This window comes from Microbacterium sp. T2.11-28 (assembly GCF_950097975.1).
Lineage (GTDB): Bacteria > Actinomycetota > Actinomycetes > Actinomycetales > Microbacteriaceae > Microbacterium.
This window is the reverse complement of record NZ_CATNHF010000001.1, coordinates 697090-716305: the sequence shown is the minus strand read 5'-3', so window position 1 is coordinate 716305 and position 19216 is coordinate 697090. Positions and strand designations below refer to the sequence as shown.

Below are 19216 nucleotides of genomic sequence, written 5' to 3'. Positions count from 1 at the left end.
CGCCGGAAGGCGCGTCGTCCGCGTCGCTCGTGCTCTCGGAGGCGTCGTGACCATGTGTGTCGTCCGTCTCACTCGCCGCGTCGGACGCGCGCGGCGCGTCGACCGTCGGCGCGGGACCGCTCTGCCGGCCCACGGCGCGTCCGGCCAGTCCCGTCAGCATCTCCAGGACGCACAGGGCCGCCAGCCGCACGGTCCGCCCGTCGGGCGCGTCGGCCTCGGCGTCCACCTCGACGATGTCGGCCGAGCGCACGCGCGGGTCGACGGTCAGCGCTCGCACCAGGGCGCGCAGCTCCCACGCGGCCAGGCCGCCGGGAAGCGAGGAGGGGCAGGCCGGGGCGACCGACCGGTCGCAGACGTCCACGTCGACGTCGAGGTGGATGACCGCGCCGTCGCCGGCGCCCGCGATCTCCAGCGCCTGTGCGACGACGTCGTCCATCCCGCGGCGGCTGAGCTCGTCGAGGGTGACGACCGTGATCCCGAGTTCGGCGGCGCGATGGGCGTAGGCGGCGGAGTTCGCGAAGTCCGCGATGCCGATCTGCACGATGCGCCGCGGATCGAGTCCGTCCTCGATGAGGCGACGCACGGGCGAGCCGTTGGAGATTCCGTCGCGCAGGTCGAAGTGCGCGTCGATCGTGATGAGCCCGGTCGCCTTCGCGCCCTGGGCCGCGGCGTAGGTCACCGAGTTGTCGCCGCCGAGGGTGACGACCAGCGCCGCGGAGGCGAGCTCGCGCACGCGGGCGCGCAGGCGCTCCTCGCCCTCGGGCCCGTCGGGATCGTCGACGTCGCCGGCGTCGGCGATGCGGAGGATGTCGGTGAGGTCGAGCGCAGGCGGACCGACCAGGGTGGGGCTGAATCGCCGCAGCGCCTCACGGACGGCGGTCGGCGTCGCGTGCGCGCCCGTCGGAGACAGCGAGGTGCGGAAGGCGGGGGCGCCGACGAGGACCGCGTCGGAGGAGCCCTCCCAGGCCGGCCAGTGACCGGCACGCGGCCACAGCGGGTCGGCGGGAAGCGTGGTGTCTGGTGCGTTCGTCATCAGCCGACGTAGACCCAGGCCGTGCGTCCGCTCGCCAGAGTGACGGAGGTGCGGCGATAGAGCGACACCTCGTACTCGTCGGCGGCGTCGAGTTCTTCGGAAGTGATGTGCAGCACCTTTCCCATGACTTTGTCGACGGGGTTCCCCGTCGCGCGGAGGACGGGGTGCACCGACAGGCCCGAGACGTCGACGACGCGCGCGTCCTCGATCTCGGCGTAGTCGATGGTGTACCCGGGCAGGACGTCGGAGTCGCCGGCGACCACGCGCCCGAACGTGTCGAGCTGCACCTCGGCGAACTGCAGCGTGCCGTAGGTGAACAGGAGCTCGGTCGCGTCCGCCACGGTTTCAGGCTACCCCGGGGCCGCCGCGGCGGCGACGTGACGAGCCGGTGCTCAGCCGAGGAAGGCGTGGGCGATCGCGAAGATCGCCACCCCGGCCAGGGCGCCGACGACGGTGCCGTTGAGGCGGATGTACTGCAGGTCGCGGCCGACCATGAGCTCGATCTTCTCGGTCGTCTCCGCCGGGTCCCACTTCTCGACCGTGTCGGTGATGATCGAGGCGATGTCGTGACGGTAACGGCCCACCAGGAAGACGGCGGCGTCGGTGATGCGGTCGTCGACGCGCTGCTGCAGCGCGGGGTCGGCCGACAGCCGCCCGCCGATCTCGGCGAGCGCCTCGGTGGCGCGGCGGCGCAGCCCGCTCGCCGGGTCCTCGAGGGCGCGCAGCAGGCCCGCCTTGGCGGTGTTCCACGCCTCCGCGGCGAGCTGACGCACGCGCGGGCTGTCGAAGACGGCGCTCTTGGCATCCTCCAGGCGCCCGATCGTCTCGGGGTCGTGCTGCAGGTTGTCGGCCAGCCGCGCGAGGTAGCGGTCGATGGCCGCCCGAGCCGGGTGGGCGGGATCGGCCTGCACCGCGGCGACGAACTTCACGGCCTCGTTGTACACGGTGTCGTCGACCAGACGCATGGCGACCGAGGGGACCCACGAGGGCAGCCGGCGGGAGACCAGGCCCGTGAAGGACTCGCGCCCCGTCTCGAGCCACAGGGCGATGCTGTCGAAGGCGAGGTCGACGGCGCCGCGGTGGGCGTCGGCGTCGACGACGCGGTCGAGCCAGGCCCCGACCGTCGGCCCCCACTCGGGGCTCAGCAGATGCTCGCGCGCGAGGTCTCCGATGAGGTCCTGCACCTCGTCGTCACTGAGCGCCCGGAGGATCCCGGTGGCCATCGCCGCGCCCTCGGCGGCGACGCGCTCGGCGTTGTCCGGCACCCGCAGCCAGTCGCCGGCCTTTGCGGCGATGGCGGTCGACTGCAGCTTCTCGCGCACGACGTCGCCGTCGAGGAAGTTGGTCTCGACGAACTCGCCGAGGCTCCGGCCGATCTCGTCCTTGCGGCGCGGGATGATCGCGGTGTGCGGGATCGGGATCCCGAGGGGGTGGCGGAACAGGGCCGTGACGGCGAACCAGTCCGCCAGGGCGCCGACCATCCCGCCCTCGGCGGCGGCGCGGACGTACGACAGCCACGGATACCGGTCCTCGAGCGCGAACGCGACGACGAAGAGCACCGCCATGAACACGAGCGCTCCGAGGGCCACGCCCTTCATGATCCGCAGGCCGCGGCGCCGCTCCTGGTCTGCAGGGCTCAGCAGCGACGTCGGGGTGCGGACCATCCCGCTATGTTCGCACGCGCACGGCCGCCGCGGGAACGACGGCGCGCGGGACTGCCGCCGGAACCGCACCCCCGCGCGCGGCGTATTCTGGCGGCGTGATCGATGACATCCAGAAGCGCGCCCTGCACCGCACGAGCATCCTCGAGGGCCAGATCCGCGGCCTCGCCCGGATGATCGAGAACGAGGACTACTGCATGGACATCATCGGCCAGTCGCGTGCCATCCAGAAGGCCCTCGCGTCGCTCGACAAGCTCCTCATCGAGAATCACCTGCGCACCCACGTCGCCCACATGTTCGAGAGCGGGGGAGCGGAGCGCGAGCAGGCCGTCGCCGAGCTGCTGAAGGCGTACGACTTCGAGGGGCGCTGACGCCGCGGCGCTCAGGCCTCCAGCGGACCGAGCCAGGCGCCGGCGACCGTGCTGTGCGCCGACTCCGGGTCGGACGGGTGGAACATCCCGGCCAGCACGTCGCGGTAGAGCCGGCTGAGCTCGTTGCGCGTGAAGTAGGACGACCCGCCGGCCACCAGCATCGCCTCGTCGACGACCTGCTTGGCGGTCGTCACCGCGCGGTGCTTGACGCCGCTGAGCTTGGCGAACCAGAGCCCGCCGTGGTCGGCGCGCTCGTCGACGTCGCGGCTCAGGGACTCGATCTGGGGGAGCAGGGCGTCGTAGGCGAGGGCCATGTCGGCGATGCGCCAGCGGATGTCGGGGTCCTGGGCGTATGACCGGCCCGTCCGCTTGGACGTGCGCGACTTCGCCGCCTCGACCGCGAGGTCGAGCGCCCGCCGGGCGATACCCGTGTAGACCGAGGCCAGCAGCAGCTCGAACACGCTGAAGATCCCGAAGACGAGCGGATCGGGCTGCGGCCCCGGCGCGATGCGCCGCACGACCCGGTCCGGTGCGGCCACCGCGCCGTGGAGCTCGGTGGTGCGGGACTGCGTGCCGCGCATGCCGACGGTGTCCCAGTCGTCGCGGGTCACGACGGCCTCGGTGCGGGGGACGAAGGCGTAGACCATCTGCGGGCCGTCGGGGCTCGTCGTGTCGAGGCCGTGCAGGCCGAGCTGGGTCCACACCGGCGCGAGCGAGGTGAAGATCTTCGTGCCGGTGAACGCGTACCCGCCGTCGGGCAGCGGTTCGGCGACGGTGTCGCTCCCGAACAGCACGAGGTCGTTGCCGGCCTCGCTGATGCCGAAGGCGAAGACCTCGCCCGCGGCCGCGCCTTCCTGCACGAAGCGGAGCGTGTCGATCCCGCGGTCGGCGAGCACCTTCGCGACCCCGGTCCACACGAGGTGCATGTTGATCGCCAGGGCCGTCGCCGGCGCCGCCGTCGCCAGCCGCTGCTGGAGGACGGACACCTCGGCCAGGCCCAGTCCCGCCCCGCCGAGGTCTGCGGGCACCAGCGCCGCGAGGTACCCGGTGGTCCGCAGCTCGGCGAGGTCGGCGTCGGGGAAGACGTTGCCCGCGTCGACGGACGCGGCGCGGGAGCGGATGCGCTCCAGGAGATCGTCGGGCAGGAGGTCGGTGGGGTCGAACGTCGTCACCGTTCCATTCTGCTCCCGCAGAGGGAGCACGGCCCCGCCTCCGTCGCGCGCGGGAGAGGATGGTCGCATGATCTCGACCGACCTCGCCCTGGCTCTGCGCGACGCGGGCCTCGTCTGGCATCCGGCCTCGGGGGACCGCTTCCAGCTGGACGAGCCCGAGTTCGAGGCCGACGTCTTCACCGTGAGCGAGATGACCATCGAGCCGCGGTCCTACCCGACCGGCACGATCCTCGCCTTCAACGGCACCACCGAGTGGGCGCTGGACTCCGTCGCCCTCGAGGACGCGCTGTGGCTGCCCCGTGAGGATCAGCTGCGCGAGCTGCTCCGCGGCGCCTTCCGCTCGCTCCACCGTCTCGCCGACACGCACGTGGTCGAGATCGCGCTGCGCCGCGATCAGGGATCGGCCGAGGAGCTCCACCGGTTCGAGCACCCGCAGCCCGAGGACGCCTATGCGCTCGCCGTCCTCGCGCTCTTGGCGCGCATCGCCTGATCCCGCCCGGCGTCCGCCGAGGCGCCGTCAGCCGAGGGTCCGTCAGCCGAGCGCGGCGAACAGCTGGCGGATCGTCTCCTCGGGGGCGTCGCGGTGCGGTGAGTGGCCCGCGCCCGCGACGACCGACATCGTGACGACCGGGTTGCGGCGCACCTGCGCAGCGAGCTCACCGGTGAACAGCGAGTACACGGCCGGGTCGGCGCCCAGCACGTGGGTGGGTACGGTCAGCCGCGCCGCGTCGTCCCGCACGTCCCACGGCGTGTTCTGCGCCCCGGTCTGCTCGACGGCCCATCGGCTCGCCTGCTGGGCGGCGAGCGACTTGAGCTCGATGTCCTGCGGGTGCCAGTGCGGGTGCTCGGCGCGCACCGCCGCCTGCGAAGTGTCGGCGAAGGCCTGCTCCTGGCTGGCCGTGACCGCCTCGCGATCGGCGTCGACGAGATGGATGCCCGGATCGACCAGGACGAGCCGCCGGGTCCAGGCCGGGTCCTGCGCGCTCGCGACGGTCGCTGCGGCACCCCCGAGGGAGTGCCCGATCACGAGGTCCCAGCCGTTCCCGCCGTCGCGCCGCTGCGGCGCGGTGCCGTGCACGTCGGCGGCGTACGAGCCGATCGTGTAGTCCAGCGCGCGGGGCGCGGTGCCGTGCCCGCGGAGGTCGACCGCCGTCGCGCACCAGCCGGCGTCCGCGAGCGCGGTCCCGAAGCGCCACATGAGGGCGCCGCTGGAGCCGAGGCCGTGGATCAGCAGCGCGTGCCGCGAGGCGTCGGGCGAGCCCCAGGCGAGGCGGGGCAGGGTGAGGGCAGCGGGCATGCGCCCAGCCTAGGACCGGACGCGTCCGCGGCGACGGGTCAGGTGATGACCGGGACGGGCTCGGTGTCGGGGATCGGGCTCACGTCGCGTCCGCGGAGGTCGGGGAAGCCGCGCACGCACGTCGCGGCGACGATCGCCCCGACGATCGCGAAGGCGGCCGCCGCCCAGTAGGCGCCGACGTAGCCGACGCCGTCGATGAGGAAGCCCGCCACGGCCGACCCGGCGGCCGCGCCGATGAGCTGGCCGGTCCCGATCCAGCCGTAGGCCTCGGCGGTCTCGCTGAACTTCACGCTTGCGCTCGTCATGGCGAACATGACGGCGAGGGCGGGCGCGATGCCGATGCCCGCGACGAACAGCGAGGCGCTGAGGCCCCAGAACGACGACAGCAGGAAGACGCTGGCGATGAGTCCCACGGCGACGACGGTGAGCCGCCGTGCCATGGCCCAGGGGCCGATCGGGATGTGGCCGAAGGACAGGCCGCCGGCGAGGCTGCCGACCGAGAAGATGGCGAGCACGAGCCCCGCTTCGAGCCCGCCGTGACCGAAGGTCGCCACGACGCCGGCCTCGACCGCGGCGCACGCGCCGATGAGGAGGAAGCCGGTGACCGTGGCCAGCAGCACCACGGGCTTGCCGAGCACCTTCCCGAAAGCGCGCCGGCTGCGCGGGATGCGCACGCGCCCCACTTCGGGCGAGAGGATGAACCAGGCGCCGCCGCCCACGAGGATCGCCACGATCATGAGGAGGCCCGGAACGGTGCCCGCCTGTGTCGCGACGATCGTGATGAGCACCGGCGCGAGGATCCAGATGATCTCCTGGAGGCTCGCGTCGAGCGAGAACAGCGGCGTCAGCTGGCGGGAGTTCACGATCTTCGGGTAGATCGTGCGCACCGCGGACTGGACCGGCGGCGTCGAGAGCCCGGCGATCAGGCCGAAGACCATGTAGCCCACGAGGTGCATCGGCACGAGCGCCAGGACCAGGATCGCGGCCGCGCAGACCGCCGTGGTCAGGGTCAGCACGCGCCGCATGCCCCACGCGCCCATCCAGCGGCTGGTGACCGGTCCGGCCACCGCCTGGCCGATCGACGCCGCCGCGAGGACGAGGCCCGCCGCCCCGTACGACCCGGTCTGCCGCTCGACGTGCAGCAGGATCGCCAGACTCGTCATGCCGTTGGGGAACCGCGCGGTCAGCTGTGCCGCGATGATGCGCGCGACCCCGGGGGTGCGAAGAAGATCCCGGTAGCCGGCCACCCCACCACGCTACCCATCCGCGCGACACGCCGCGACACGCCGGACCGTCGTTTCCACAGGGCGATCGCGTGTCGGAGGGCGGTCGTAGCGTCGGCCCTGTGGACAGTTTCCGGACGGCCGGAGGAAATGCCCGTGATTCAGGGATTTTCCAGGTTCGGAATCGGGGTGCCGGCTGTGGATGAAACGGTGGACAACCTGTGTTGTATCAGGGGAGAGCGGTGGAAAACTACACGGATGTAACTACTATCCCTTGTGGTTGCCCCCAATGTCCGTACCCATATGTAGTATTGGACTCCCGGCGGAGGCACCGCCGACACACACCAGGTTTTTGAGAGGGGAAAGGCGGATCACCATGGCGATCACGGTCTACACGAAGCCGTCCTGCGTTCAGTGCAATGCGACCTACCGGGCGCTGGACTCGAAGGGCATCGACTACCAGATCCTCGACCTGTCGGAGGACCCGGCGGCGCTCGAGCACGTCAAGTCGCTCGGCTACCTGCAGGCCCCGGTCGTCGTCACCGACGAGGACCACTGGTCGGGATTCCGTCCCGACAAGATCGACGAGCTGGCCTCCCGGCTCGCGTAATCCGAGAGAGAGCGGGGTGCGCTGAGATGCTGACCGCAACCGACGCACCGCTGCTCGTCTACTTCTCGAGCGTGTCGGGCAACACGGCGCGTTTCATCGAGAAGCTCGGGATGCCGGCGCTCCGCCTTCCGCTCCACGCCTCCGACCCCGCCCTGGTGGTGGACGAGCCGTTCGTGCTCGTGACACCCACCTACGGCGGGGGCCAGGGGCGCGGCGAGGAGAAGGGCGCGGTCCCCAAGCAGGTCATCCGCTTCCTCAACGACGGGGCCAACCGGTCCCTGCTCCGCGGAGTCATCTCCGCAGGAAACACCAACTTCGGCGACGCCTTCTGCGCCGCCGGGGACATCATCAGCCGCAAGTGCCACGTGCCGCACCTGTACAAGCTGGAACTGTTCGGCACGCAGGACGACGTCGATCGGGTGACCGACGGATTGGAACGATGGTGGAAGCTGCAGTGACCGACACGACCTTCAAGACCGATGAGCGGTTCGAGGGACTCGACTACCACGCGCTGAACGCGATGCTGAACCTCTACGGAGCGGACGGCAAGATCCAGTTCGACGCCGACAAGCGCGCCGCGCGGGAGTACTTCCTGCAGCACGTCAACCAGAACACGGTGTTCTTCCACTCCCTCAAGGAGCGCCTGGACTACCTGGTCGAGAAGGAGTACTACGAGGGCGCCGTCCTCGAGAAGTACTCGTTCGACTTCATCCAGCGTCTGAACGACCGCGCCTACGGCGCGAAGTTTCGCTTCGAGACCTTCCTCGGCGCCTTCAAGTACTACACGAGCTACACGCTCAAGACCTTCGACGGGAAGCGCTACCTCGAGCGCTTCGAGGACCGTGTCGTCATGACCGCCCTCGGCCTCGCCGACGGCGACGAGACCCTCGCCGAGCAGCTCGTCGACGAGATCATCTCCGGCCGCTTCCAGCCGGCCACCCCGACGTTCCTCAACACCGGCAAGGCCCAGCGCGGCGAGCTCGTCTCGTGCTTCCTGCTGCGCATCGAGGACAACATGGAGTCGATCGCCCGCGGCATCAACTCCGCCCTGCAGCTGTCCAAGCGCGGCGGCGGCGTGGCGCTCCTGCTCTCGAACATCCGCGAGGCGGGCGCCCCGATCAAGCAGATCGAGAACCAGTCCAGCGGCATCATCCCCGTCATGAAGCTCCTCGAAGACAGCTTCAGCTACGCCAACCAGCTCGGTGCGCGTCAGGGCGCCGGTGCCGTCTACCTCTCGGCGCACCACCCCGACATCATGAAGTTCCTCGACACCAAGCGCGAGAACGCCGACGAGAAGATCCGCATCAAGACGCTGTCGCTCGGCGTCGTCGTGCCCGACATCACGTTCGAGCTCGCCAAGAACGACGAGGACATGTACCTGTTCTCGCCGTACGACGTCGAGAAGGTCTACGGCGTGCCCTTCGGCGACATCTCGGTCACCGAGAAGTACCGCGAGATGGTCGACGACGCCCGCATCAAGAAGACGAAGATCAAGGCGCGCGACTTCTTCCAGACGATCGCCGAGATCCAGTTCGAGTCGGGCTACCCGTACATCATGTTCGAGGACACGGTGAACCGGGCGAACCCCATCAAGGGCCGGATCAACATGTCGAACCTGTGCTCGGAGATCCTCCAGGTCAACACGCCGACCACCTACAACGAGGACCTCTCGTACGGCCAGATCGGCAAGGACATCTCCTGCAACCTGGGCTCGATGAACATCGCCCTCGCGATGGACGGCAAGGACCTCGCGGGCACGGTGGAGACGAGCATCCGCGCCCTCACCGCGGTCAGCGACCAGAGCCACATCCGCTCGGTCCGCTCGATCGAGGACGGCAACGACCGCTCGCACGCCATCGGCCTCGGCCAGATGAACCTGCACGGCTACCTCGCCCGCGAGCACGTCCGCTACGGCTCGGAAGAGGGCCTGGACTTCACGAACATCTACTTCTACACGGTGCTGTTCCACGCGCTGCGCGCCTCGAACAACATCGCGATCGAGCGGAAGACCACCTTCGACGGCTTCGCCGACTCGACCTACGCGTCGGGGGAGTTCTTCGACAAGTACATCGAGCAGGAGTGGGTGCCGCAGACCGAGAAGGTCAAGGAGCTGTTCGCCGGCATCCACATCCCGACGCAGGCGGACTGGACGGCGCTGAAGGCGTCGATCCAGGAGCACGGCATCTACAACCAGAACCTCCAGGCCGTGCCGCCGACCGGCTCGATCTCGTACATCAACAACTCGACGAGCTCGATCCACCCGATCGCGTCGAAGATCGAGATCCGCAAGGAAGGCAAGATCGGCCGCGTCTACTACCCGGCGCCGTTCATGACGAACGACAACCTCGAGTACTACGAGGACGCGTACGAGATCGGCTACGAGAAGGTCATCGACACGTACGCCGCGGCGACGCAGCACGTGGACCAGGGCCTGTCGCTGACGCTGTTCTTCAAGGACACCGCCACCACGCGCGACATCAACCGCGCGCAGATCTACGCCTGGCGCAAGGGCATCAAGACGATCTACTACATCCGCCTGCGTCAGCTGGCGCTCGAGGGCACCGACATGTCCGAGTGCGTCTCCTGCATGCTCTGAGCCGCGGCTCGCTCGCTCAACGACCGATTCCCAAGGAACGACCATGACCCCCGAACCGCTGAAGCTCGTCGACCACGTGCAGGCGATCAACTGGAACCGCATCCAGGACGAGAAGGACCTCGAGGTCTGGAACCGTCTCGTGAACAACTTCTGGCTGCCCGAGAAGGTGCCGCTGTCCAACGACATCCAGTCGTGGAACACGCTCACCCCCGAGGAGCAGACGCTCACGATGCGGGTGTTCACCGGCCTCACCCTGCTCGACACGATCCAGGGCACCGTCGGCGCCGTCTCGCTCATCCCCGATGCGATCACCCCGCACGAGGAGGCCGTCTACACGAACATCGCGTTCATGGAGTCGGTGCACGCCAAGAGCTACTCGTCGATCTTCTCGACGCTGTGCTCGACGCCCGAGATCGACGACGCGTTCCGCTGGTCGGTCGAGAACCCGAACCTGCAGCGCAAGGCGCAAATCGTCATGGACTACTACCGTGGCGACGAGCCGCTCAAGCGCAAGGTCGCCTCGACCCTGCTCGAGTCGTTCCTGTTCTACTCGGGGTTCTACCTGCCGCTGTACTGGTCGAGCAAGGCCAAGCTGACGAACACGGCCGACATCATCCGCCTCATCATCCGTGACGAGGCCGTGCACGGCTACTACATCGGCTACAAGTTCCAGAAGGGTCTCGAGAAGCTGACGCCCGCGGAGCGCGACGAGATCAAGGACTACACGTTCTCGCTCCTGTACGAGCTCTACGACAACGAGGTGCAGTACACGCAGGACCTCTACGACGGCGTCGGCCTCACCGAGGACGTCAAGAAGTTCCTGCACTACAACGCGAACAAGGCGCTCATGAACCTCGGCTACGAGCCGATGTTCCCCTCGAGTGTCACCAACGTGAACCCCGCGATCCTGTCGGCCCTCTCGCCGAACGCCGACGAGAACCACGACTTCTTCAGCGGGTCGGGTTCGTCGTACGTCATCGGCAAGGCCGTCGCGACGGAAGACGAGGACTGGGACTTCTAGAACTCCTGGTCAGTAGTACCACCTCACTGATACGGGGAGCCCCCGGCAGGTCGCTGCACATGCGCGACTCGCCGGGGGCTCCTGCGTCTTCCCCCACGTGCTGCGCACGTTCGCTCATCGCCCGGGCGACGACGGTGACATCGTGTCGAGTGCGGCGATCGTGGCAGATGGGGTGTGGTGACGCTCTCGCTCAGGGCTCGAGGGATGTATCGACGTCCGCGTCCGAGGGGACCGGGCCCGCCGGTTCGGGGATGAGGTGGAGTCCGTTGGGGGAGTTCGCCGTCAGCGCGAGGGCTTCGAGCCAGTCGCGATTCAATGCCGGCGTGCGGCTGCCGAAGAAGTCGTACCTCAGGGTGGCGGCCGGATGGAGCCACACGGATCGGCGGCCTTCGCCCGTGCTCGGGTCTTCCCGCCATGTGAAGTAGAACGGTTCGACACGGCGCAGCTTGTTGCCCACGACAAGCTGAACGTGTGCGAGGGCGCGATCCTCGACCTCGACTTTGGCGAGCGTGTCGTAATCAAAACGTCCCATCGGGACCTCTTTCCTGGACGTCGACTATCGGGTCGGCTTGCACGCGGGGGCATGCAGCTGCTCGAAGGCTCCGTGAAACACCACGCCCGGCTTCCTTTCACACTCCTCTCCCGCTCGCGGCTGTGCAAGGAGGGGGGCTCCTTGTCCCGGTGATCACCGACGACCGTTGGTTCTCGCTGCGCGTGCTGTTCCCTGCCGCTCACGCGCCGGCGGACGTGTCATCCTGACCTCGTGAACCGAACACGTCAGATCCGCCAATACTGATCGTGACCAGCGACGGCGAGATCATCCGGCGTTCCCTCGCCGCGCCCGCGGAGTTCGCCGCGCTGTTCGACCGTCATGCTCGGGTGATCGGGGCGTTCGTCTCGCGCCGGGCCGGCGCAGATGCGGCCGAGGACATCGTGAGCGAGACCTTCCTGACGGCGTTCCGGCGGCGGGCGTCGTTCGATGCTGAGACGGAGTCCGCGAAGCCCTGGCTCCTCGGCATCGCGGTGCGGCTCATCCGCCGACACCGCGCCGTCGAGGCGGCGCACTGGCGGTCGATCGTCTCAGCGACCCGCGACGCGCACGCACATGACGAGGGCGGGATCGATGCCGCCGACGCACGTACGGATGCGTCCGTGGCGGTGCGTTCGCTCGCCCCCGCGCTGCAGGCGCTCTCGGCGAGCGACCGCGAAACGCTGCAGCTCTACGCGTGGGCAGGGCTGACGTACGAAGAACTCGCGGACGTGCTCGGCGTCCCGGTGGGCACCGTGCGGTCGCGACTGCATCGTGTGCGACGACTGCTCGGCGCCGCGCAGGCGGCCGGCGAGGCGAAGGAGGAGAGCCGTGGATCTGCGTCACGTTCTGGATGAGGTCGGGAGCGACGACTTCGACGTCGCCGCCGTGGACCGCGTGCGTCGGCGGCTGACGGATGAGTTCGCATCGCCCTCGTCAGGTGTCGTGCCCGCGGCGCACGCGCAGACCCGTGCATCCGGAGCGTCATGGCCGCCCGGCCGCGCCCGGGGCCGCGGACTCCCGCGGAGGTGGCTGCCGGCGGCGACCGCCCTGGCCGCTGTCGCCTGCATCGTCGCGGGGGTCGCCGGGGCCGTCGCGTCCCGTCCCGACGCGGACGTTGTGGGCGTGCAGCCGACCCCGACCTGGCAGCCGCTCGGCGACTACCGCTGCGGCGAGGTCGTCGTCGACGGCGACACCCTCGTCGCCGACGTCAGGGCGTCCGAGCTCGACGCCGAACATGCACGGATCCTGCGAGAGGCCGCACCGGGGATCGCGTCGCACGCGGCCGAGTGGGTCGTAGGCTCCCAGGCGGGCGGGGAACTGCTGCTGCTGGCGAACGACTCCAGGCGCGCGCGCAGCGCGGGACGCGGTTCGTCGCCTGCGCTCACGAGGTCTTCCCCGGACGGCGGCGGCGGTCCGACAGCGGGATGATCGGGCTCTGCGGACTGCCCGGGCGCTCGGGGGGCGGCGGGGCGGCGCCCGCGCGCCGGGAGACGTCGATGGCACCGGTGATCGCGGCGATGAGCGTCTCGCTGGTGACCTCGGCGGCGGTGAACTCGCCGTTGTTGCGCCCGAGCCGCAGGACGGCGACGCGGTCGGCGACCGCCAGGACGTCGGCCATGTTGTGACTGATGAGCACGACCCCGTGCCCGCGCTCGCGGAGGCGCTCGATGAGGTTCAGCACCTCGGCCGTCTGGGCGACCCCGAGCGCCGCCGTGGGCTCGTCGAGGATGACGACGCGCGGCTGGCCGATGAGCGAGCGCGCGATGGCGACCGTCTGTCGCTGCCCGCCCGAGAGCGCCGCCACCGGCGTGCGGACGGAGGGGATCTTCGCCGCGAGCTCGCGGAGCAGCGTCCACGTGCGCTGCTCCATGCCCACCTCGTCGAGGGCGCCGTCGATCGTCAGCTCGCGCCCGAGCCAGAGATTGGCGACGACGTCGAGGTTGTCGCAGAGCGCCAGGTCCTGGAACACGGTGGCGATGCCGAGCTCCTGCGCGTCGGCGGGGCTGGCGATCTCGACCGCCTCGCCCTCGAACTCGATCGTGCCCGCGTCGGGCGCGTGGACGCCGGCCAGCACCTTGACGAGCGTCGACTTGCCGGCGCCGTTGTCGCCGATGAGGGCGACCACCTCGCCCTCGTTCACCCAGAAGTCCACGTCGGTGAGCGCGCGCACGGCGCCGAAGCGCTTGCCGACGCCGCGCATCGTCAGCACGCGCTCGCGGGATCGACCCGTCCGGAGCGGGGCGGGGGTCGTCACGGGGTCTCGTCCTCACGGATGCCGGCGGCCGTGCACGCGGCTGCGTACGCGGGAGTACAGATATCTTCGACAGTCCAGAAGCCGTCCGCAATCACCGTCGACACGATGTCGTCGACGGTGACGGCGACGGGCACCAGCAGGGTCGCCGGCGTGCCGTCGACCTCGAGCTCACCGGTGACCTCGCGTCCCTCGACGAGGTCGACCGCGACGTCGGCGGCGCGCTCGGCCTGCGGGCGGAGCGCCTTGTAGACCGTCATGTACTGATCGCCCGTGAGGATGCGCTGGATCGCGGTGAGCTCGGCGTCCTGACCGGTCACGATCGGGAGAGGCTGCACGTCGGCCGCGCGCAGCGCCGCGATCGCGCCGCTGGCGGTCCCGTCGTTGGCCGCATAGACGGCCGCGATCCTCTCGCCGTACTGGCTGATCTGGCCGGCGACCCAGTCCTGCGCCTTGTCGGGGCTCCAGTCCGGCGTCGAGTACTCGGCCAGCACCGTCACCCCGCGCTCGGCCAGCACGCGGCGGGCGCCCTCGCGGAACAGCGCCGCGTTGCTGTCGGTGGGCGACCCGTTGACCATGAGGACGCCGCCGTCGGGTGCGCCGTCGGCGGCGAGCGCCTGCGCGAGCGCCTCGGCCTGCAGCTCGCCGACGCGCACGTTGTCGAAGGAGATGTAGTAGGCGAGCCCTCCGCCGTCGACCAGGCGGTCGTAGGCCACGACGGGCACGCCCTGCGCGGTGGCGGCTCCGACGATCGTGGCGGCCGCCTTCGCGTCGACGGGATCGAGGACGAGCACCTTCACGCCGGCGGCGAGCGCGGACTCCGCCTGCTGCTGCTGTTTGGCCGCGTCCTGATCCGCGTTCGCGTAGAGGACGCCGTAGTCTCCCCGCGCGGCGACGCGCTCCTCGAAGATCGGACGGTCGAACGTCTCGTACCGCGCCGTCTTCTTGTCGGGGAGCAGCAGCGCGATCTCCGGCGCGCCGCCGACGGGCGCGCAGCCGGCCGCGGCGATCGCGAGGAGGCCCGCGAGCACGGAGGCTGCGGCGGAGAGAGGGGTGCGACGCTGCACGAAGGGGTCTCCTCGGATGGGATGGTGCCCGGGTCAGGCCAGACGCGCGGTGACGTCGGCGTCGACGCTCACGTGATCGAGTGCCATCGCGATGGCGCCCCGCGTCTCGCCCCATTCGCCGAACGACGAGGCGACGATCTCCGGCAGCCCGCCCGTCGCCGGCAGCGCCGAGCGCGCGAGGGCGTGCCGCATCGGCGCGAGCAGGATCTCGCCCGCCTGGGCGAGCTCGCCCCCCACGATGATGACCTCGGGATCGAAGAGATTGCACAGGCTCGCGACGGCGATCCCGATGTGGCGGCCGGCATCGGCGATCACGCGGTGCGCCGCGCCGACGCCCGCGTCGGAGGCGGCCAGCAGGTCGGCGAGGCGCTGCATCCCCTCGCTCTCGGGGAACAGCGCCAGCAGCGCGGGCGCCGCCGCGTACATCTCGAGGCAGCCGCGGTTGCTGCAGCGGCAGACGGGGCCGTTCTCGTCGATCGTCACGTGGCCGATCTGCCCCGTCTTGCCGCTCACGCCGCGGAACAGGTCGCCGTCGACGACGAGCCCGGCGCTGATGGTGTGGCCGACGCGCACGAACACCGACGAGCTCGCGCCGCGGCCGCTGGCCTCGCGGGCCTCGGCGAGGCCGCCGAGGTTCGCCTCGCTGTCGACGAACACCGGGCGGCCGATGCGGGCCGACAGGCTCGCGGCGACGTCCACGCCCTCCCATCCGGGGAGCAGCCCCGGTGTGGACACCATCCCGGTGCGGGGGTCGATCGGGGCGGGCAGGGCCACGCCCACGGCGAGCAGATCGCCGAGCGAGCCGCCGAGGGATTCCACCATGTCGCCCAGCAGCAGGGTCAGCCGATCGAGCTCGGCGTCGTGGCGGTGACCGGGTGCCAGCGGGACGACGGTCTCGGCGACGGTCGTGCGCGTGGCGTCGGCGATCGCGATGTGCAGCTGCCGGGTGCTGAAGTGGGCGCCGGCGACGAGGCCCACCCGGCGGGCGAGCGCGACGAGGGTCGCCCGGCGGCCGCTGCGGGAGGTGAACGAGGTGTGGAGCACTCCGGCGGCGGTGAGCTCCTTGACGATGTTGGACACCGTCGCCGGCGAGAGCCCGGTGCTGCCGGCGAGCTCGATCTGCGTCAGGCGCCCATGCCTCTTGAGGGACTCGACGACGCGAGTCCTGTTGGCTTCCCGGAGCGAGGACTGCGAACCGGGTGGCGTGTTCCGGCGTACCACGAACGACACTGTACCTCCTGGGCGTGCCCCGGACCTGCTGGGCGTGGCCTGGACCTGCTGGGCGTGGCCTGGACCTCCTGGGCGTGGCCTGGACCTCCTGGGCGTGCCTGGGCCCGGAGTCGCCCGCCGGGTCAGTCCTTGTCCGGGTAGACGACGCCCACCTGCGCGCGGATCTCGTCGAGCGCGGCCATGATCGCGACGCTCTCGGCGAAGGGCAGCAGGTCGCTGTCGGTGCGGCCCTCGGCGAGCAGCTTCTCGGCGTACAGCGCCTGGTACTGCATCCCGCGTCCGTCGACCTCGGAGCGGTACTCCTCGAGGACGTCGCCGTCGGGCGTCACCACGCGGAAGGCCGTCGGGGTGTACCAGACGCGGTCGATGTCGATGCGGGCGTCCGCGCCGACGATGCTCGCGGTGTTCGGCCCCGCGCCGCGCGACGAGGTGACGAACGAGGAGACCGCGCCGCCGGCGTGGACCATCGAGGCGGCGACCTCGCTGTCGGCGCCCGTGTCGGCGAGCCGGCCGAGGGCGCGGATGCCGGTCGGCGCCCCGAGCACGTCCCAGATGAACGACATCGGGTACACGCCGAGGTCCAGCAGCGCCCCGCCGCCGAGGGCGAGCGCGTTCAGACGGTGCTGCGGATCGGCGGAGATCCGCTGCGTGTGGTCGGCGAAGACGGTGCGCACCTCGCCGAGCGTGCCGGCGGCGACGATCTCGCGGATGCGCACCATGTGCGGCAGGTAGCGGGTCCACATCGCCTCCATGGCGAGCAGCCCGGCGTCGGCGGCGATGTCCTGGAGGGCCTGCGCCTCGTCCGCGTCGAGCGTGACCGGCTTCTCGATCAGCACGTGCTTGCCCGCCTGGAGGGCGAGCGCGGCGTCCTCGAAGTGGCGGCTGTGCGGGGTCGCCACATAGACGATGTCGACGTCGGGATCGCCCACGAGCGCCTCGTAGGAGGAGTGCGCCCGGGGGATGCCGTACTCGTCGGCGAAGGCCTGCGCAGCCTCGGGGCGGCGCGAGCCGACGGCCGCGACCGTCCGTCCCGCCGTCCGCAGGTCGCGGGTGAAGGCGTGCGCGATGCCGCCCGTGGCGAGGATTCCCCAGCGAAGTCCGGTCATGGGTCGAGCCTATCGACCCGGCGACCGCGCGTCAGCCGCCGGCGTCGCGCCCTAGGCTCGGTGGGTGACCATCGACCACCTCGATCGCGCCTCCCGGGATGCCGTGGAGCGCTTCCGCGAGCTGCTGCGGATCCCGACCGTCTCCCACGCCGACGAGGCGCTCGTCGATCCCGCGCCGTTCGACCTGTTTCTCGCCGCCCTGCCGCGCCTCTACCCCGGGCTCCACGCCGTGCTCGAGCACGAGGTGATCGCGGGCCACTCGCTCCTGTACCGCTGGCCGGGCGCGACGGCGACGGCGTCGGAGAGCCCGACGGTGCTCATGGCCCACCTGGACGTCGTGCCCGTCGTCGCGGGCGACTGGCGGCACGACCCGTTCGGAGCCGAGCTCGTGGGCGAGGGCGAGGCCGCCGAGATCCATGCCCGCGGCGCCATCGACGACAAGGGATCGCTCGTGGCGATCCTCGAGGCCGTGGAGCGGCTCGTCGCCGAGGGGCGCCGGCCGGCCCGCGACGTCTACCTCGCCTTCGGTCACAACGAGGAGACCGCCGGGGGAGGGGCCCGCGCGATCGTGGCCGCCCTGCGGGAGCGCGGCGTGCGGCCCGGCCTCGTGATCGACGAAGGCGGCGCGGTGGTCGACGGCGTCATCCCGGGCGTCGAGGTGCCCACCGCCATGGTCGGAGTCGCCGAGCGCGGCGTCATGACGCTGCTGCTGACCGCCCGCGAGGGCGGCGGGCACGCCTCCACCCCGCCGGCCCTTCCCGCGACGGCGCGCCTCGCGCGCGCCATCGACCGCATCCACCGCCGCCCCTTCCCACCCCGGATCGCGCCGCCCGTGCGGGCGCTGTTCGCGACCGTGGCGCCGCACGCGCCGCAGCCGCTGCGCTGGGTGTTCGGCAACCTCGGCCTCACCGGTCCGCTGCTCGCGCGGGTGTTCCCGCGGCTCGGGCCGGAGATGAACGCCATGGTCCGCACGACCGCGGTGGCCACCGAGCTGTCGGGTGCCCCGGGTGAGAACGTCCTCGCGACCACGGCGCGCGCCGCGATCAACATCCGCCTGCTCACCGGCGACACCGTGGCCTCGGCCGCCGAGCGCGTGCGACAGGTGGTCGCCGACCCGGAGCTCGAGATCGAGGTGCGGCACGGATCCGACCCGTCGCCCGTGTCGCCGTGGCGCGGTGCGGCCTGGCGGCGGATCGCGACGGCGGTGGCGTCGGCGCTCGGCGACGACATCCTGACGACGCCTTACATACAGCTGGGCGCCAGCGACAGCCGGTGGTTCACCGAGATCAGCGATCACGTCTACCGCTTCACGCCGTTCCACCTCACCCGCAGCGAGCGCGACGCGCTCCACTCCCACGACGAGCGGATCCGCGTGGCCGTCTGGCTGCGCGGGATCGGGTTCTACCGCGAGCTCATCGCCGCGTCGTGAGCGGCGGCGGCACGTCGGCGAGCCCGAGGGCGAAGTCCAGGATCTGCCGCGCGGGGGCGGCGCGCTCGGGACCGCGGCCGAACTCCCACCCGGCGTCGGTCGCCCGCAGGGTGCAGCCGCCGACGACCGCGCGGCGGTCGAAGGGCGCTCGGCCGACGGCGTAGAGGGCGACCGAGCCGGTCGTGACCGGATCGAGGTCGACCGGACGATCGCCGGCGAGGCTCAGCGCCGCACGGACGGCATCGGTGAGGGCGCGGATGCTGCGGGGCGGGCCGGCGGCGACGGCTGCGGCGACCTCGTCGAGGGACCGGCCCGCGAACTCCCCGTCGAGACCGGCCTCGGCGAGGAAGCGCGACGCGTCACCGCCCTCGGTCGACAGCGCGGCCGCCTGCTCCACCACACGGACGAGCGCTGCGCGACGGTCGCCGCTCACGTTCGACTCGTCCTGCGCCGGCCGATTGCTGAGCGGGAGGTGTCGGGACAGGTCGGCCATGGCGACAGCATAGGGCGGAACACCTCGCCCCGGCCGGGGATCGAGCGTGTGACAACACCCGCCTTGTCACATCCTCGCTCCGGGGGAATCTGTGTGACTGTCACATTCCGAGCGGGTGCTCTTG

Annotated in this window: 20 protein-coding genes and 1 pseudogene; 9 read left to right on the top strand and 12 right to left on the bottom strand. The window is 71.0% G+C overall.

The features are described 5' to 3' along the window. Window positions 1–136: 136 nt before the first annotated feature. The 3 genes and pseudogenes from QQZ13_RS03460 to QQZ13_RS03450 form a co-directional block, all read right to left on the bottom strand. Window positions 137–1033: pseudogene (locus QQZ13_RS03460) on the bottom strand (agmatinase family protein); the annotation flags it as partial. Next, window positions 1033–1374, bottom strand: a complete 342-nt coding sequence (locus QQZ13_RS03455; RefSeq protein ID WP_284527713.1) for a gamma-glutamylcyclotransferase family protein — start codon at window positions 1372–1374, stop codon at window positions 1033–1035. The pseudogene QQZ13_RS03460 and the gene QQZ13_RS03455, both read right to left, overlap by 1 nt. Before the next feature lie 51 nt (window positions 1375–1425). Continuing rightward, window positions 1426–2697 carry a DUF445 domain-containing protein gene (locus QQZ13_RS03450; protein ID WP_284527712.1) on the bottom strand — a complete coding sequence of 424 codons (1272 nt, stop codon included), beginning with the start codon at window positions 2695–2697 and terminating at the stop codon, window positions 1426–1428. 95 nt (window positions 2698–2792) lie between these two features. Here QQZ13_RS03450 and QQZ13_RS03445 point away from each other — a divergent pair, with 95 nt between their 5' ends. Continuing rightward, complete coding sequence (locus QQZ13_RS03445) at window positions 2793–3065, top strand: metal-sensitive transcriptional regulator (protein WP_284527711.1); 273 nt, start codon at window positions 2793–2795, stop codon at window positions 3063–3065. 11 nt (window positions 3066–3076) lie between these two features. On the opposite strand, the gene QQZ13_RS03440 is transcribed toward QQZ13_RS03445, so the two are convergent. Next, window positions 3077–4237: an acyl-CoA dehydrogenase family protein gene (locus QQZ13_RS03440; RefSeq protein ID WP_284527710.1), complete on the bottom strand. Its 1161-nt coding sequence runs from the start codon at window positions 4235–4237 to the stop codon at window positions 3077–3079. A 67-nt stretch (window positions 4238–4304) separates the two neighbouring features. Between QQZ13_RS03440 and QQZ13_RS03435 the strand changes: the two genes are divergently transcribed. Continuing rightward, window positions 4305–4727, top strand: a complete 423-nt coding sequence (locus tag QQZ13_RS03435; protein WP_284527709.1) for a pilus assembly protein CpaE — start codon at window positions 4305–4307, stop codon at window positions 4725–4727. A 42-nt stretch (window positions 4728–4769) separates the two neighbouring features. Here QQZ13_RS03435 and QQZ13_RS03430 read toward each other — a convergent pair whose 3' ends face one another. Both QQZ13_RS03430 and QQZ13_RS03425 read right to left on the bottom strand, forming a co-directional pair. Beyond that, window positions 4770–5534 (bottom strand): alpha/beta fold hydrolase, encoded by a 765-nt coding sequence (locus QQZ13_RS03430; RefSeq protein WP_284527708.1) that lies wholly within the window; start codon window positions 5532–5534, stop codon window positions 4770–4772. Window positions 5535–5572: 38 nt separating this feature from the next. Beyond that, complete coding sequence (locus QQZ13_RS03425; protein WP_284527707.1) at window positions 5573–6781, bottom strand: MFS transporter; 1209 nt, start codon at window positions 6779–6781, stop codon at window positions 5573–5575. 352 nt (window positions 6782–7133) lie between these two features. Between QQZ13_RS03425 and nrdH the strand changes: the two genes are divergently transcribed. Genes nrdH through nrdF form a run of 4 tightly spaced genes read left to right on the top strand, consistent with a single transcriptional unit; the run spans window position 7134 to window position 10984 of the window. Continuing rightward, window positions 7134–7367 carry a glutaredoxin-like protein NrdH gene (gene nrdH, locus QQZ13_RS03420; protein WP_284527706.1) on the top strand — a complete coding sequence of 78 codons (234 nt, stop codon included), beginning with the start codon at window positions 7134–7136 and terminating at the stop codon, window positions 7365–7367. Between the two features lie 26 nt (window positions 7368–7393). Then, complete coding sequence (nrdI, locus tag QQZ13_RS03415) at window positions 7394–7825, top strand: class Ib ribonucleoside-diphosphate reductase assembly flavoprotein NrdI (protein ID WP_284527705.1); 432 nt, start codon at window positions 7394–7396, stop codon at window positions 7823–7825. Then, window positions 7807–9963, top strand: a complete 2157-nt coding sequence (gene nrdE, locus QQZ13_RS03410; protein ID WP_284527704.1) for a class 1b ribonucleoside-diphosphate reductase subunit alpha — start codon at window positions 7807–7809, stop codon at window positions 9961–9963. The genes nrdI and nrdE overlap by 19 nt, the downstream gene beginning before the upstream one ends. Window positions 9964–10006: 43 nt before the next feature. Continuing rightward, the gene (nrdF, locus tag QQZ13_RS03405; protein WP_284527703.1) at window positions 10007–10984 is read left to right on the top strand and encodes a class 1b ribonucleoside-diphosphate reductase subunit beta; all 978 of its coding nucleotides are present in this window, start codon (window positions 10007–10009) and stop codon (window positions 10982–10984) included. Between the two features lie 190 nt (window positions 10985–11174). Here nrdF and QQZ13_RS03400 read toward each other — a convergent pair whose 3' ends face one another. Beyond that, the gene (locus QQZ13_RS03400) at window positions 11175–11516 is read right to left on the bottom strand and encodes an ATP-dependent DNA ligase (protein WP_284527702.1); all 342 of its coding nucleotides are present in this window, start codon (window positions 11514–11516) and stop codon (window positions 11175–11177) included. A 266-nt stretch (window positions 11517–11782) separates the two neighbouring features. Between QQZ13_RS03400 and QQZ13_RS03395 the strand changes: the two genes are divergently transcribed. Then, on the top strand, window positions 11783–12370 hold the full coding sequence (locus QQZ13_RS03395; RefSeq protein ID WP_284527701.1) for an RNA polymerase sigma factor: 588 nt from the start codon (window positions 11783–11785) through the stop codon (window positions 12368–12370). Then, on the top strand, window positions 12345–12944 hold the full coding sequence (locus QQZ13_RS03390) for a hypothetical protein (protein ID WP_284527700.1): 600 nt from the start codon (window positions 12345–12347) through the stop codon (window positions 12942–12944). The genes QQZ13_RS03395 and QQZ13_RS03390 overlap by 26 nt, the downstream gene beginning before the upstream one ends. On the opposite strand, the gene QQZ13_RS03385 is transcribed toward QQZ13_RS03390, so the two are convergent. From QQZ13_RS03385 to QQZ13_RS03370, 4 genes are all read right to left on the bottom strand, one after another. Beyond that, window positions 12898–13716 (bottom strand): ATP-binding cassette domain-containing protein, encoded by an 819-nt coding sequence (locus QQZ13_RS03385; RefSeq protein WP_284528030.1) that lies wholly within the window; start codon window positions 13714–13716, stop codon window positions 12898–12900. The genes QQZ13_RS03390 and QQZ13_RS03385 overlap by 47 nt on opposite strands. Before the next feature lie 50 nt (window positions 13717–13766). After that, window positions 13767–14834 (bottom strand): sugar ABC transporter substrate-binding protein, encoded by a 1068-nt coding sequence (locus tag QQZ13_RS03380; RefSeq protein ID WP_284527699.1) that lies wholly within the window; start codon window positions 14832–14834, stop codon window positions 13767–13769. 33 nt (window positions 14835–14867) lie between these two features. Then, complete coding sequence (locus QQZ13_RS03375) at window positions 14868–16055, bottom strand: ROK family transcriptional regulator (RefSeq protein WP_284527698.1); 1188 nt, start codon at window positions 16053–16055, stop codon at window positions 14868–14870. Between the two features lie 131 nt (window positions 16056–16186). Then, window positions 16187–17170 (bottom strand): Gfo/Idh/MocA family protein, encoded by a 984-nt coding sequence (locus tag QQZ13_RS03370; protein ID WP_284527697.1) that lies wholly within the window; start codon window positions 17168–17170, stop codon window positions 16187–16189. A gap of 64 nt (window positions 17171–17234) precedes the next feature. Between QQZ13_RS03370 and QQZ13_RS03365 the strand changes: the two genes are divergently transcribed. Beyond that, window positions 17235–18599, top strand: coding sequence for a M20/M25/M40 family metallo-hydrolase (locus QQZ13_RS03365; protein WP_284527696.1), 1365 nt, complete (start codon window positions 17235–17237; stop codon window positions 18597–18599). Here the strand turns inward: QQZ13_RS03365 and QQZ13_RS03360 are convergent. Next, on the bottom strand, window positions 18583–19092 hold the full coding sequence (locus tag QQZ13_RS03360; protein WP_284527695.1) for a hypothetical protein: 510 nt from the start codon (window positions 19090–19092) through the stop codon (window positions 18583–18585). The two genes, QQZ13_RS03365 and QQZ13_RS03360, sit on opposite strands and share 17 nt — an antisense overlap. Window positions 19093–19216 lie beyond the last annotated feature (124 nt).

Excerpts from the sequence above, each read along its gene's own strand:
- QQZ13_RS03450 (WP_284527712.1), bottom strand. The coding sequence starts at position 2,697 with ATGGTCCGCACCCCGACGTCGCTGCTGAGCCCTGCAGACCAGGAGCGG.
- QQZ13_RS03435 (WP_284527709.1), top strand. The coding sequence starts at position 4,305 with ATGATCTCGACCGACCTCGCCCTGGCTCTGCGCGACGCGGGCCTCGTC.
- QQZ13_RS03430 (WP_284527708.1), bottom strand. The coding sequence starts at position 5,534 with ATGCCCGCTGCCCTCACCCTGCCCCGCCTCGCCTGGGGCTCGCCCGAC.
- nrdH (WP_284527706.1), top strand. The coding sequence starts at position 7,134 with ATGGCGATCACGGTCTACACGAAGCCGTCCTGCGTTCAGTGCAATGCG.
- nrdI (WP_284527705.1), top strand. The coding sequence starts at position 7,394 with ATGCTGACCGCAACCGACGCACCGCTGCTCGTCTACTTCTCGAGCGTG.
- nrdE (WP_284527704.1), top strand. The coding sequence starts at position 7,807 with ATGGTGGAAGCTGCAGTGACCGACACGACCTTCAAGACCGATGAGCGG.
- nrdF (WP_284527703.1), top strand. The coding sequence starts at position 10,007 with ATGACCCCCGAACCGCTGAAGCTCGTCGACCACGTGCAGGCGATCAAC.
- QQZ13_RS03400 (WP_284527702.1), bottom strand. The coding sequence starts at position 11,516 with ATGGGACGTTTTGATTACGACACGCTCGCCAAAGTCGAGGTCGAGGAT.
- QQZ13_RS03385 (WP_284528030.1), bottom strand. The coding sequence starts at position 13,716 with ATGCGCGGCGTCGGCAAGCGCTTCGGCGCCGTGCGCGCGCTCACCGAC.
- QQZ13_RS03370 (WP_284527697.1), bottom strand. The coding sequence starts at position 17,170 with ATGACCGGACTTCGCTGGGGAATCCTCGCCACGGGCGGCATCGCGCAC.
- QQZ13_RS03360 (WP_284527695.1), bottom strand. The coding sequence starts at position 19,092 with ATGGCCGACCTGTCCCGACACCTCCCGCTCAGCAATCGGCCGGCGCAG.